At 59.8% G+C, this 13563-nt stretch carries 14 protein-coding genes and 1 tRNA gene; 5 read left to right on the top strand and 10 right to left on the bottom strand.

Annotated features, from left to right (window positions below; all coding sequences use genetic code 11):
* Positions 1-23 precede the first annotated feature (23 nt).
* Positions 24-704, top strand: a complete 681-nt coding sequence (locus DBV08_RS19155) for a hypothetical protein (protein WP_124568510.1) — start codon at positions 24-26, stop codon at positions 702-704.
* 35 nt (positions 705-739) lie between these two features.
* Positions 740-1081 (top strand): hypothetical protein, encoded by a 342-nt coding sequence (locus DBV08_RS19150; protein WP_124568509.1) that lies wholly within the window; start codon positions 740-742, stop codon positions 1079-1081.
* On the opposite strand, the gene DBV08_RS19145 is transcribed toward DBV08_RS19150, so the two are convergent.
* A complete protein-coding gene (locus DBV08_RS19145; RefSeq protein ID WP_124568508.1) occupies positions 1082-1537 on the bottom strand; it encodes a hypothetical protein in 456 nt (151 codons plus the stop codon). It lies immediately after the preceding gene.
* Positions 1538-1873: 336 nt separating this feature from the next.
* Between DBV08_RS19145 and DBV08_RS19140 the strand changes: the two genes are divergently transcribed.
* A complete protein-coding gene (locus DBV08_RS19140; RefSeq protein WP_124568507.1) occupies positions 1874-2299 on the top strand; it encodes a hypothetical protein in 426 nt (141 codons plus the stop codon).
* Between the two features lie 219 nt (positions 2300-2518).
* Positions 2519-2680, top strand: coding sequence for a hypothetical protein (locus DBV08_RS32610; protein WP_221621613.1), 162 nt, complete (start codon positions 2519-2521; stop codon positions 2678-2680).
* A gap of 463 nt (positions 2681-3143) precedes the next feature.
* On the opposite strand, the gene DBV08_RS19130 is transcribed toward DBV08_RS32610, so the two are convergent.
* The 8 genes from DBV08_RS19130 to DBV08_RS19095 form a co-directional block, all read right to left on the bottom strand.
* Positions 3144-3899, bottom strand: a complete 756-nt coding sequence (locus DBV08_RS19130) for a hypothetical protein (RefSeq protein WP_124568505.1) — start codon at positions 3897-3899, stop codon at positions 3144-3146.
* A gap of 52 nt (positions 3900-3951) precedes the next feature.
* Positions 3952-4281 (bottom strand): hypothetical protein, encoded by a 330-nt coding sequence (locus tag DBV08_RS19125; protein ID WP_029255435.1) that lies wholly within the window; start codon positions 4279-4281, stop codon positions 3952-3954.
* 478 nt (positions 4282-4759) lie between these two features.
* Positions 4760-5656 carry a hypothetical protein gene (locus DBV08_RS19120; RefSeq protein ID WP_124568504.1) on the bottom strand — a complete coding sequence of 299 codons (897 nt, stop codon included), beginning with the start codon at positions 5654-5656 and terminating at the stop codon, positions 4760-4762.
* Between the two features lie 50 nt (positions 5657-5706).
* Entirely contained in the window at positions 5707-6369 is a 663-nt protein-coding gene (locus tag DBV08_RS19115; RefSeq protein WP_124568503.1) for a hypothetical protein, read from the bottom strand.
* Between the two features lie 18 nt (positions 6370-6387).
* Positions 6388-6666, bottom strand: a complete 279-nt coding sequence (locus DBV08_RS19110) for a hypothetical protein (protein ID WP_124568502.1) — start codon at positions 6664-6666, stop codon at positions 6388-6390.
* Positions 6667-7749: 1083 nt separating this feature from the next.
* Complete coding sequence (locus tag DBV08_RS19105; protein WP_124568501.1) at positions 7750-10110, bottom strand: AAA family ATPase; 2361 nt, start codon at positions 10108-10110, stop codon at positions 7750-7752.
* Positions 10107-10649, bottom strand: a complete 543-nt coding sequence (locus DBV08_RS19100; RefSeq protein ID WP_124568500.1) for an HNH endonuclease signature motif containing protein — start codon at positions 10647-10649, stop codon at positions 10107-10109. The genes DBV08_RS19105 and DBV08_RS19100 overlap by 4 nt, the downstream gene beginning before the upstream one ends.
* Positions 10650-10769: 120 nt before the next feature.
* Positions 10770-11165, bottom strand: coding sequence for a hypothetical protein (locus DBV08_RS19095; protein WP_124568499.1), 396 nt, complete (start codon positions 11163-11165; stop codon positions 10770-10772).
* A gap of 759 nt (positions 11166-11924) precedes the next feature.
* On the opposite strand from DBV08_RS19095, the gene DBV08_RS19090 reads away from it, so the two are divergent.
* Positions 11925-13313, top strand: a complete 1389-nt coding sequence (locus DBV08_RS19090; protein WP_124568498.1) for a tyrosine-type recombinase/integrase — start codon at positions 11925-11927, stop codon at positions 13311-13313.
* A 101-nt stretch (positions 13314-13414) separates the two neighbouring features.
* Here the strand turns inward: DBV08_RS19090 and DBV08_RS19085 are convergent.
* A tRNA-Pro gene (locus DBV08_RS19085) sits at positions 13415-13488 on the bottom strand.
* Between the last annotated feature and the right edge of the window lie 75 nt (positions 13489-13563).

Genomic DNA, 13563 nt, shown 5'->3' with positions numbered 1-13563 from the left:
TCCGTTTAGGTGATGATGGCTTGATGTGGAAACAGGCATTCGGGTTTGCTTTGTTCGGGGCGGCCGTTGCCTTGGTCGCCGCGTCGCTGACACAGGGATCTTCACAGGCATCGGCCACGATCACCCTCTTTTCGGGTGGCACGACAATCTCGGGCTTCGCGGGTGAACCGCAATGGAACTGGCCGATAGAGGCTGCGGTGATCGGCGCCCTTCTGGGCGCGCTGACCGGGTTCATGCTCCGCCTCGCGGGCGTGCGAATCTCCGGAGGCCAGGACAATCGAATGGTCCGAACTGTGGTGGCAGGCCTCGCAGGCGTCACGCTTGGGCTGACGCCCCTGTTGGTCGTGATCAGCATGGCATTCACCGGGTCGGTCGATATCGGATGGTCCCCGCTCCTGGTCTATGCCGTAAGCGGTCTCCTGGCTTATGGCATTTCGGTCGCCGCCGTGTTCGGAGTCCTTCGCGCTGCCGGGGATCGACTTACTGTTCGCACGACGCGAGCGGTGGCGGCGATGCTTCCGGTCGGGGCGTTGGCGGCGACGACTGTAGGTGTCGGTACTGCATGGAGGCTGGGCTTTTCCACCGCCACTCCCACCTGGATCGCGGTCGTACTGCTGGTCGTTCTCGTATTGGCCATGACGTTCGTTGCGGCCCGGGCGTGGGCTCTTCGGATTCAGCCTCGTGACTTACCAGAAGTCGCATAGGTAGTGGGACGATTGATTCGGACGGGTGCGTTGAGATGAGGGGCGAACAAATCTTCGCGGGACTCGTCGTCGGCCTCCTACTGGGAATGTTCGGCTACCTGCCATTGGTACTCCTGTGGCAACACTTCGCCGATGTCCCGCAGCCGCAGCTGTATCCGAACCGTTCGTTCACGTCGTTCGGGCCCAACCCACCACCGCTCACCTACTGGATAAGTTGGGCGGCGCCTGCCGCCGTGTTCGTCTTGCTCGGACTTACGACTATTCCCAGTCGTACCGGCCGGCAATTTACATGGCCATTGGTGCTCGCGTTCCTGCCGGTCGCGGCAATGGTGGCGTGGTTCTGGATCTCGATGGAACTGTTCTTCAGCCCCGACTGATCACTCACTCGGCTGCGTATCGCGAACCCCACTGCGCGCACGCGCAATGGCGCCCTTGTTGCGCAATGCGATCCCCTGATGCACCACAGCAAGTACCAATGCCAGCACTGCAGCAGGGAGGCTCCCCACCATCGACAGCAGAGAAGGCATATCAGAGCTGAAAGCGGCAAAGAAGCCCAATACTGCAGCGCAAAGCATTGTCGCCGAGACGATCCAGGAAACTAATGGTCGTGGGATCACGGCTGGAATAACGCACAGGGCCACCGGTAAGGCCAGCACCAAGAAGAGCTCCCGCCCGAAATAGTCGTGAATCGAGCGGTAACAATCGGCAGAACTGAGCGGGCCGAGGCCTATTTCGCAATCGGTGATCTCGTACAGCGGCCACTGTGCCGTCGCGGATCCCAGAATCCCGGTGGCGACCGCCAATACAACCCACGCGATCCGAATCCCCGTCATACGACGAGATCATGCCAGGAACGAAAAAACGCCCAGGAGCAGAAAGCAATCAAGAACACGAACTGGGCGGAACTACCTCTCGCGTCGCGCCAATTCTCGACGCGAGAGCACAACAGGTACGCCGTGTTCAACTCGCGGGCTGGGTATTGAGCTCGCTCGGAGCATCCGCCATCGTGAACGACTATTGGGAGACAGCACCTCTTTTGAGTGCAGGTATCGCGGTCGCGGTACTCGGAGCAGTTAACGGCCTACAGAGTTTGATTGTCACCGTGATGCACAATCGCAGGTCGCAACAGGCTTGAAGTTTTCGGCCGTGATTTGTGGGAGGGTCCTTGCATGGACACACAACCGCAGGCACAGTCGATCACCCCGGCTTGGAAAGTGTTCACAGCCATCGGTTTTGCAGGTGTTGTAGGCGCTGCCGTGACGTACTTCCGAGACGGGTCCACTGCGGCAGTGATTGCCGGGATGATCGTCCTCGCGATTGGTCTGCCGCTTACTGTCTGGTCCATCCTGCGAATGCTGCGCGAGAATCGAGGGCATCGCCTTCATTGGTGGAGAACGCCGCCGGTCAATCCGCGGAACGTCGACCTGTCTCGTGCTGTCGGCATTACGACTACAATTTTCGGTGCACTGACCATCTGGCTGAATACAACAGGTTCGGCGCCGTGGTGGTTGGCAGCAATCTTTACCGCCATTCTGATCGCGCTCTTCGGAGCAACCGTTGCCGTCCACAATATTCGCCTCCGTCGGCGAACCTGAGCTGGCCTTCCGCGCATGCCGGTTTCTGCGAGTGCCCGTGCGCGCCTGAGTTCCCACTTGGATCCAGATGACGAGATCCGGTACGTATTTCCGGCTGACGTTCTGATGAGCGCGAAACCGAGTGTGTTTGTTGTGGTGAGCCGAAAGGCCATCACGGTGTTCTCGACAAGCTTTCGTTCGAGAAAAGTGCCGAGGTCGATCCTCACCCAGTTTCCGAGAATGACCGTTCTCGGCCCGCTCGATACTGCGTCCACCCCGCATTTCGTCGTTGCGGGCATTACGTACGAGATCGACGAAGAATATGTTGCAGTCGTGAATGCTGCCGACGCGGAGATCACGTCGCCACAGGACTTCCCGCGTGATCCGTTGCCGAACCTCTGAGGCACAAACGAAAAGGCAGTTTCTCATTTCTGAGAAACTGCCTTTTCGATCTATCTTCGGTCGGGCTGACAGGATTTGAACCTGCGACCACTTGACCCCCAGTTATGTAACTAGGATTCACCCAGGAATTTCTCAATTCTCTGCCATTCACACCAGCTGGACTCTGACCTGCATAAATGTTAACAGAAACGAGACTTCACCATGTCCAACTTCGGACCCTGAGCCGGTCTACTGCGGTCTCACTGCGGTCCATCCGGCGAGACAACCACAAGAGCCAAAAGAAGGCCCCCACACCGCTCGAGACAGCAGCGTGAGAGCCTTCCACTCAGAACTGAATCCCTTGTTACTCCGTAACCAGGTCATGAATAAACGAGAGTGTTTGAGTTGTTTCATCTGAGTTCACCGGATGAGGCACAGGGTCCTCCCGGTGGGTTTTCCCTAGCGTGAGCCGGGGAAGTTTCGGTTAGGCGGGCACGAGTCCGGCCTGCGCTTCATAGAAGGTATTGACAGTCGGTCGGGCACCGTTCACCACCGAGTAGGCGACCCACCAGGTTTCGCGGTGCGCCTTGTTGGGGTCTGCACTCAGGTGAGGGCGTCCGAACCGGTACGACCGTGGGTCAACAAGTTCACCAGCCGTAAGAATTTCGTGTCGCCGCAGGACGTCGACGTCCTCCCACAGTCCAAGCAGCTCCAGCGCCAGCGCCTCCGCCGTCGTGTACGCCTCTGCGACGTCAGGGGTGCGCTCGGCAGGGTTGGGGCCATGCTGAACGATGACCGGCGCGATGTCGTGCAATTCGTCGACGATCCGTTCACACCATGGCCGGAACAGTTCCGGAACGAGGACATCCCCGACCTCGCGCATCGCCGCTGTTGCTTGCTTGTTGTAGCGGAACCGAACTGCGTTGCTGAGCTGCTGCAGGTTCCTGTCCGTCCCGACGGCGAGGGTCTGCAGGTGATTGACGACTTCTGCAGGGGCGAGGGACTGTTCGATCAGACCGTCAGCGATCCTGCCGAGGATCGCCGCTTTGGCTTCGTCGTTGGGCGTGAACTCTCGGAGTGCCGCGAGGATCAGTTCCTGTGATTCCTGCAGGTCGAGCAGCTTCCGGTGCAACGCGACGACGCGCTTTCCCGGTTCGATCTTCGCCCCGACGACGAGCCGTTCGACGATGGACAGTGCAGCGGAAAGGTCGTACACATGATGCTGCGGAGGAGTAGCCATTTTTGGTGCCTGCTTTCGCGGTAGACGGTGTGGACCGGGCTGATGCTTGCGGTCAGCGACGCTCGAGGATTCGGTCGCGCATCGAGCCAGCGGTGAGGTCGGTGGGGGTACACGCGCACGCCAGGTCCACTAGCGCGATGTCGGTCAACTCCCGCGCGCGTTGGGCGTCGACCTTTTTGCGGGTGCGGTGCAGCGGACGGGTGTCGGCCTGCAGCTTCGTGAGGATCGGCCGGTATCGGGCCATCGGCTGCAGTCGAGTCAGTCGTTCGTAGACGGGGCTGAGACCTTTTCGCGATCCTGCAAGGTACGCGAGGCAGCGCAGTAGGTGGTCGTCGGGAAGTTCCGGGACCGGCCTGGTGATGATCGCGGGAACTTTCGTCATCTTCGGACGTTGCTCCACACGATCCTTAGCTTTGCTAACCATATTGAGGAGACTAGTTGTCGGCAGCGGAGAAAGATAGACCGGTCAGCTAATTCGTGTCGAATTCGACTGCAGTGCGGCGGCATTCGCCGTACCGGGTAGCGTTGTCGGGATTGTCGAGCGGGCCATTGACCGCAAACCTGCAGCTCCGAGGCAATTTTCTGACGTAATCCTCCCGTATGGCCTGCGTCGCTATGTGTCGATATTTGTCACGCTCGGGGGACATCGAATCGATGTGGAAGCCTGAACGACGAAGGGGCATAGTGTCTTTCGGTACCTCAAGTCAGATGGTCGTCAGCACAGCCGAACTCGGCAGCGGCCCGTCTGACAAAGCGAATCCGCGGCGTTCGACCGGAAGTTCAGAGCGATTACGGCAGGACGGTCACCTCCTCCGCGCGCGTGTACATGTGCGCGCGAGCGGGAAAAAATGAACACTTCGTCACGTGCCTGACACCGCGATCCTCGAGAGCGTTGCCATCGCATTCCACGCTTTACGGATCGCAGGCGATTCGCCGTAGCCGAAATATGAACTCAGAACCGCGTAAGCCAGGGTGAACGAATATGCCATGGTCTGCAGGTAGCGCGCCGTCTCACGGGCGCTGAGCGAAATCGCCGCGAGATGGGCACCATCGCGGGAGGTCCCAGTTCGGACCAGTGTTCCGATGGCCAAGTTGTTGGCGTTGGCATGCACGGCCGCCGAATAAAAACGTTGCACGAACTCAGCCATCCCCTTGCTCTCACCCTCTTCCTGGTCGTAGTCAGCGAAGAACTCACGCATCAACTGGGTATCGGATGGGATGGGTTGGTCGATGTAGCGCCTACCGGTCTTGGAGGTCTTGAACGCCATGCCCAGGTCTGCAGACAGGTCGCTGATCTGTTGCAACTCTGTGTCGAGTTGAATCTTGTATTTGCGGGTGGCTGAATCGTCGTCGCAGTACTGCAGCCGTTCCTCGAGCGTCCGAATCCGAAAACTCATACTGCGCCGCAGTCGCTCTTGGGTCGTGACGTTGGACCGGACAAGCCAGACTGCCGTAGCGGACGCGGTGACGACAGTCCGCCCCAGAGAGATGGGGCTGAGAACGACCCCGTCGGCCAGAACCAGGTGTGCTGCAGCCCTCAAATGGTCCTCTGCGCTGGCCAGATACCGGAGCGCTTCGGCTTGAGCGTTCAGGATCGGTGCCTGACTCCATTCGCTCGCGAAACGCCGCTGGGCGTGCAGGTCTTTCCATGCCACGGAACCCGATTTGTGCGGGGGACGTACGTCAATCGGGTCAGCGCGGAACGTGTCGACGACGTCGATCACCAGCGCGTTCAACAACTCGAAGGATGCGATCACGGAGCTGACCGTAATCGGCAAGTCCGACATTTGCGGCGCACACAGGCACGCTATCCCCGTCGCCGCTTGCCGACATCATCGGCGTTCGGCGGTTTGAACTGGACGTCAGGTAGGGCCAACAGGCGTTGATAATCCCAATGCTCGAGGGTGGCCGCGATCTTGTCGCCCACCGTGTCAATTTCATTCAGCACCCACTTCATTGCATCCGCGATCAGATGCTGAAGGTTCTCGAGGTCGGTGCCTCCGTTCTCCGTCTGGACGAACATTCCGAAGCACACTGCCTGCAGGATTTTCTTCTCACCGTCTTCAGGTCCGATCACTACCCCCGGCTTCGCCTGAGCGAACGCGTTTTCGTCGTGGGCGATGTGCTTGTCCCGCAGGGCTTTGAAGTGCCGGAACACCACGTCAGCTTCCGGCGCTGGGTAGATTTCTTCCTTCAGTAGCCGGAACCGGCCAGCGTGGGACGTCCCGAAGCATTTCGACCACGCCACGATCGCAGATCGCCACAACGCTTGCCTGATCACCGGCACCTGAATTTCGGTTAGTTGCAATGCCGTAGCGCATTGATGAGCGAACTCGAGGTCTTGACGGTGAAGCAGAAGGTGACTGAGCCGTTTCGCATCTTCCCCTTCGATCTGGGCGAGCTTGACGGCCGTCGGGAACCCTTCGACTTGAATCCGTCCGTCCTCGAATCTCATGCCTTCCAACTTCATGGTGGTGAGCGTAAAGGGTCACCGATCAGCCCCGCCACGGAACGTGGCCTGTACGTGCTCCAGGACTGCGAAAGTGGGCTTGCCGTCGATCAGTGCAGGCGGACGACTATTCGCAGCCAGAGCGTTTCCTGGGGCGTTGCGATGACGCCATGCCGGACACGTCGGGTCGTGGCTGACGGTGACGTGAACGAACCCGAACGGGTCGACGGTCGGCGGGCCGAACATTCCTGTGCAGTCGAGGCAACCGGCGTGCCCCTTACGGGCGAAAACCTCGATGATCGGTTTGGTCGTTTTCATGGCTTCCTCTCCACATCCGCTCGGTACGGATGGATGCTGTTGGCTGAAATATCAACGGGTGGGGTGTCTTTCGGTACCTCAACCCACTTGCTTGTCGACGTAGATCACTTCGGTACCGGGCTACTGCGGCTTCGCAAAGCGCGACGTTTAACCGGATCCTGAGCGGTCTCAGCTCTGCGGTGTCGCCGTCCTGCAGGTGTCGGGCTTAGCTGGCGCACTCGAGGGCGTCTCCGACCGTGCCAGGCCCCTCTAGTCAGCTCCCTCTAGTCGGGCGGTCCTGATGCTCGGCGTCGCTGGTGGACTTACCGCCTGTCGGCCTCGCCGTTAATTGCACGATCGCACATAGCTGCAGCGGACTAACGTGCTGATCAACACCGCATTTACCACCGATGGCCGGGTGAAATTCGCCGGCCGTTTTGGTGTCGCTGTACTGGAGTCTCAAGCCGGGACAGCGGCACATCCTGCTGTTGACTTGGCTTGCCTAGCTCGGTGTTTTGCGGACCTCTTGCGCCCTCCGCCCTGCAATGGTGCCGCGAACTTGGATCAGCCCCATATACGTGCGCGCCGGAAGGACGTTGTCGAAGTGCTCGCTGTCGGTCCCGTAGATGAGCTTCTTCACAGTCGATGTGCGTCGCCATTGGCCACCGTCTGTGTGTCTGAGGATCAACCTCAAGACGCGCGTATATGTTGCTTTGTCATTCACAGTGATTGCCTCTCTCTTCGTCGCCCTGCAACGGTCGCTCGATGCGGGCCATATGGACCCGCCCTATGGATGCCGTCCTAGGAACCCCCTCTTGCCCCCCGAATAGGCCCCGTACTTAACGTCTTCCGGGCATCCCGTCCTCCCGTTCCATCCCTTAAGGGATGGAAACGTCGGAACGCTACGGAATTGGCGCTTCGTTCCAGACCGTTCCGGGAACGACATTTCATATGTTGACCTGCTCGTATAGGTGAAGAATTTGGTACCGTCCCGCACCGTTCCGGCCGTTCCGGGAATCGTTCCGTGAGGGGGTACCGTTCCGCGCCATTCCGGAACGGTTTTCCGGCGTTCCGGAACGGTCTCGGATCGGCTCCTTCTGGCTCTCATTCGAGCGCTTTCGGCGTCTCGTCGGGCACTGTTTCGGGACGCTCTTTCCGGCGCACCAGAGCCTGACGGACTCTCTCGTTTCCAATCTTGCGGCCGTTCGCCCTGAGCATCTCGGTAGCGTCCTTGTTGGAAATGCCGTTAGCTGCCCCCAACTCGTCAAGAGCGATGTTCACCGCCTCGACTTCACTGCTGACAGCGTGTATCGGTCCCCATGCGATCGCCCCGGTCCCAGACTTCCCGGCGTTCAGGACATGCCCCAACGGACTGTCCACGCGTCGGAGTTGGACTGATTCGGCGTGCTCACCAAGCCTGGACCGCTCGAGGTCCAACGTGAGGTTGTTGCGGTTACCTGCTTCGGCGGTCAACACCCAATGCGTGTCGATGTCCGACATCTTCTGCGAGCTACCCCGAGCACCCTGTTTAGGGTCCTTACCTGTGTGGTCGAGCCGGATGATCGTCGCGTCCGGATACGCGTCACGGATGGGCATGATCGTTAGCCGGTAAAAGTCGGACCACGGTTTCGAATCGTTCTCGTCACCGTCGATGATGCGGCTCACGGTATCGATGACGATGACATCGGGGTTGATGCCTGCGATCAGTGCGTGCAGCTCCTGCGCACCTTCACGTGTGTTCAGCGGGTGAAACGTCGGGTACGGCAGAATCTTCAGATGTTCGCTGATGTCTTTAGACGCGAAGCCCATCTTCGTCAGCGTGCTATGCATCCACCGTGTGCCGTTCTCGAAGTCGAGGTACAGAATCGTCGGCGGTTCGAAGGTGACCGTGGGATCGACCGCTGACCGGCCCATCGCCCAGTGACCGGCCATCCAGTACGTCAGGATCGATTTACCGGCCTTCGCTGCAGCCGTCAGTCCCACGTAGCTACCCCGCGCGATGATGCCCTTCTCGAGCCATACCAACGGCTCCGGTGGGTCGGACATCAGGACGTCGAGGTCGACGGTTGGGAAGCGCGCGAGCGCAGCGTCGATTAGTAGCTGTCGGGCTTCCATCTCCGCTGGCGCTGCACTGCTGGTGGTCGCTAGTTCGCTCCCAGGACTGTCACCGACCCCGACCCCGATCCCGGACATAACTGCATCTGTACCGACACCCAGCACCGACGCCTGCAGCGGTGCGAGTTTGGTCATCGGCAGATCGTTGACGTAATGCTCGCGGACATACTTTTCGGTGTCGTAGCGCAGCATTTCAGGATGAATGGCGTACTTCGCTTGGACCTTGCCGAGTGCCCACTTCATCTGATCGATGTACTCGCGTTGCGCTTCGTCTTCGTTCTTCCAGTTCCCGCCGCGCGTGTCGTCGGTGCGCAGTGCGACGAACGCATCCCCTGCAGCGTCGATTGCTTCAGCCGCGTTGACGTACCCGAACAAAGCCATTTCGATCAGGCTGATCAAACTGGGCAGCCATGCGTTGTGCAGACCCTTAGCGTCGGCCTGTACCCGCATGAAGTCGATGTGCTCGTTGACTATTTCCGGGTGCGACGCGTTGGTGCAGTTCTCGCGAAAGTAGGTGATCGAGTCGAGTGTCGCCTCGGATACCTCGATGTTGGTGCCGTTCCACGCCACCTTGTCTTTGCGGGACTCGAGCCACTGCGCCAGCTCTTCGGACATCTCGGGGATGGTTCCGACACGCTTCCAGCGGTAGGCGCGGCCGAGCGATGCCCAACGGTGCTTCGACGGGGCCGATACGGCGATCGCGTTGCCGTGCCTGATTTCACCGGCCGACTCCATCCCGTCGATGCCGGGAATAGCGGACGTGTGCCCGAAGTGGAAGCCCTGGCGGGGCCGGAAGTAGTAGTGGCCGCGTCGGTGGTCGATCGTCGACGACGACTGGAAAGGGGCGTCCTCGAGTTCGTCCCAGAACCGTTCGGGGATGTTCTGTGCGTTGTCCGCGTCGACGATCAGGATGTCGGGTCCGGCGTGGACGCCGAGACCGAGCGTGTCGAACGGAACCCACCTGTAAATATCTGTCTGCGTGACGACACCCTCGAGTGTCGACGTGTCCGGTTCGGTGAACCACTTCTCGATGACCTCGGGATCGGTGGTGGACTTGTTCTGCCACCCCCGGCCGAGCAGCCCGCCCGGATTCTTCGACGCGTCTTCGCCTGGCTTGTTGGCCGTCGGCTGACTCGTCAGCGGCAACACTCGGAGACCGGCAGCGGCCAGAGCCTGCGCCGCATCGAGCAGTGTGAGGTCATCGGAAAGCAGAGTTTCGGGCAGTACGTACGTCGGTTCAGTGGCGCTGACCGATGCAGGGGCAGGTTGAGTCACGGTGCTCTCAGGGTCCTCAGCGCTGGCAGCGCTACTGGGTGTCGAATGGTCGAGGGTGTTGCGGGCGTCGGTCATGCTGTCGCCTCGCCGTGCTCTGCCAGCCACGCTGTCGCGAGCTTCGCGACCTTTCTCTTGGCCGCATATTTGCGGTTCCGGCCGTCACGGCACGCGATGCAGACGCGCCACCCGTTAGGCGTGGTGTACAAGTTCTCCCCGAACAACTCGTGCCCACGGTCGCAGAAGATTTTCGCGGCGTTCCGGGCTGATGGGCCGGAACCGAGCAGGATGTTCATACGACGGGTTATCTCGTCCAAATGGTCAGGATTGACGCACAGCGGCGTCCGGCACGTGTGGTCGATCTGATGTCCCGGCCGGATGGCACGGCCATGTTCGAGGGTCCAAGCGAGCTGGTGACCGTAAACGGTCCGGCCCTTGAGCGACAGCGTCGGGTAGCGCCCGTTATGAGCGCCCTGCCACATGTGGCAGCCGGTGCTGTCGACCACTATCTTTGCCGTGAACCGGCGCTCGAGACGTTTCCGCTCGTCGGGGGTCATGGCGGTCACGATCGTTGCCATCCACGGCTGACTGCCATGCTGGTGAGGTTGCCTAGGCATGAAAAAGGCCCCTTTCAGGTAGTTGGTTGGCAGTCCCGAAGTCCGGGGTACCGGTCGTTCTGTCACCTGTGGGGGCTGGAGATTGGGTAGAGCGTTAAGCAGTCGCTGCAGATGTGGCTGCTATGTCCGTCGCTCTTGCGGAAAGAAACTCCGCAGGGCAAACCGGTTGAGGGCTTTCCCGAGCTGGTCGAGCACTTCGGCTTCGGACAATTCGCGCGGATGGATCACACCGACAACGCGACTGCCTTTGCTGTCGATGGGCAGGGTCGTGACGAACACCCAACCGGGCATGAGGTCGAACACTCCGTCGAAGGGGAAGGCGAACGCGCCGTGCTCGTCCCGAATGCGCTTGGTCACTTCGTCCACCGCCATCCCGATCCGGGGTGCGTTGGACCGGAACCGAAGCCTGTTGTCGAAGGTTCCGAATCGCGGGTTGTGCAGCGCAATGAAGCAGTAGTTGGGCGGCGATTCCGGGACGCTCGGTGGCGTAGCGGTGAACGTGGACGTGTTCGTCATGATTCGTGCCCTTTCTTGGTGGGGCCGATGTCGCGTCGGGTCATCGAGTACTCGAGTAGTGAGCCGAAGTGGTCGACGTCTTTGCGGCGTGGACGGAGCGAGCGCAGGACGCCAGCTAGGGCGCGTGACCTGGGCGTATCATGATGCATGTGAGTTTCCAATCTCTTTAGGCGGAGTAGGGCTTGCAGGGTGATCAACCCAACGGAATGCCGCGAGCTACGGTTCGCGGCATTTTGCTTACGTCAGTGCCCCCCCCGCGCAGCGATGCCTCGAAACGGGCGTTGTTGTACGCGCGCAGGTCACCCAACCTGTAGGTGATGCGCCCGTTACGTAGAAACGATGCTGGGCCTCGGCGGTTCCCATCCGTGCGATCTTGGCGGCATGTTGTCACCGCTTTCCCGATGAACACCGCCGTAGCGTGAAGTGTCACGAGAGCACTGTCCGGTGTCGACTCATCAATCTCAGCGGGATCAGTGATCAACCTCTGATAACTGCCCGGCAGCTGTGGCGAGGCTTGAACCATTTGTTTGACCCTTTCGTAGGGTTTTTCGACCAGAATCCACTGATCGCTTGCCGTCAACAGACAAGCACAGGCGTCATGGTGCCACAACTCCCATAAGTACGAATTATGCTGTGCCACAAGCAATTAAGGTACATCGGACATAGTGCGCTGGAAGAAGCTGCACCTATCGTGAGCTGCATATCTGCTTATTTGTAACTGCCGAATGACCAAGTAGACAAGCAGCCAATATCTACAAAGTGATCTACATCACATTTAGTCTTGAGGTTAAGTGGTCACAAGTTGATCAGACCGTTGCTAGGTTGCTCGGTATGACAGATTCACCATCCACCCAAAGCACCCAACGACAAACCAAACGAAACAGGCGCGCTGGTGTCATCGACCGCTGGCACACCCACGAAGATCTTGTCGACGAGAACCGTGAACCGATCCATAGCGCATGTAAGTGCAGGACAACGAAGAAACCAAGCGCGCGGCATGGCAAGGGTCTGCAGTATCAGGCGCGGTGGGTAGACGACAACGGCAAGGAACAGGGCAAATCGTTCCGAACCAAAGCAGAGGCAAAAGCCTGTGCAGACAGCGAGACAGCCAAGCTGGAAACAGGCCGATACGTCGACCCAGCCAAGAGGGGGACCACGGTCGCTGAGATAGCCGACTCGTGGGCACACCGTGAGTTCAAAGCGGTTGGGACCCGCACGACCTACCTCACGTTGGTACGCGCCTATATCTTGCCGACATGGGGTTCGACGCCGATAGCGGAGGTGAAACACTCTGCCGTTGCGCGCTGGGTCACGACGCTCTCCGCTTCCGGAAGCAAGACAGGATCAACTCTGGCACCTTCCACGGTACGTCAAGCTCACAAGGTGTTCTCACAGATTCTCGTCTCCGCAATGCGTGACGGATTCATTCATGCGAACCCCGCCGACCACGTCCCGCTCCCCCGACTGCCGCGCAAGACCCCTAAATTCCTGACCCCCGAAGAGGTCGAGCGAGTCGCTTGCGCTGCAGACTATCGAGCAGCCACCAAACGGCCGGGTTCGCGTACCGACCTAAAGCCGGTAGCGGAGTTACCGACGGACGACGACGGTGTACCGATCATTCCCCCGTCAACGCCAACCACGAACGGGTTGATCGTGCGATTACTCGGCGCGACCGGTCTACGTGCCGGAGAACTGTTCGGATTGCGTGTCGGCGGCATCGACCTGGTAGATCGAAAACTTCACGTAGTGGAGGGCGTCGTCGAGGTGCACAAGCTCGGCTTAGTCGTCGGTGAGACCAAATCTCATCAGGAACGCTGGGTGCCGTTCCGTTCGTCGCTGGTGGAGCCTCTGCGCGTCCAGATCGCAGACAAAAAACCAGATGAGTTCCTATTTCAGTCAGCAAAAGGTGATGCGGTGCGACTGCGGAACTGGTCCCGTCGCTACTTCTCCCCCGCTGCAGCCCTGGCGGGTGTATCCGACGACGTAACGGTTCACTGGCTACGGCATTCAGCGGCCACCCAAGCTCTCGCTGAGGGCATGAACCATGTCGATGTCCAGCTCATCCTCGGGCATGCAAGTCCAAGCATCACCATGGATGTCTACGCTCACGTCGACCCAACCAAGCTCAAAGCCATCGGTGATGACTGACTGCGGTCTATTGCGGTCCGGAAAAACTACTGCGGTCCAACTGCGGTCCAGACAGCAGTAGAGGCACTACCCAAAGTTCTGGATAGTGCCTCTGATCTGCGTCGGGCTGACAGGATTTGAACCTGCGACCACTTGACCCCCAGTCAAGTGCGCTACCAAGCTGCGCCACAGCCCGTCCCACGCCCTTGTTTCGGGCGCTTGGAAAGATTACATCAGGGACGGGCCGAAGTACCAATCGGCTGGTCAGAGC

It is taken from the genome of Rhodococcus sp. KBW08, assembly GCF_003852455.1.
GTDB classification, from domain to species: domain Bacteria; phylum Actinomycetota; class Actinomycetes; order Mycobacteriales; family Mycobacteriaceae; genus Rhodococcus_F; species Rhodococcus_F baikonurensis.
Note: the sequence above shows the minus strand (reverse complement) of the source record. Positions and strands in the feature narration are given on the sequence as shown.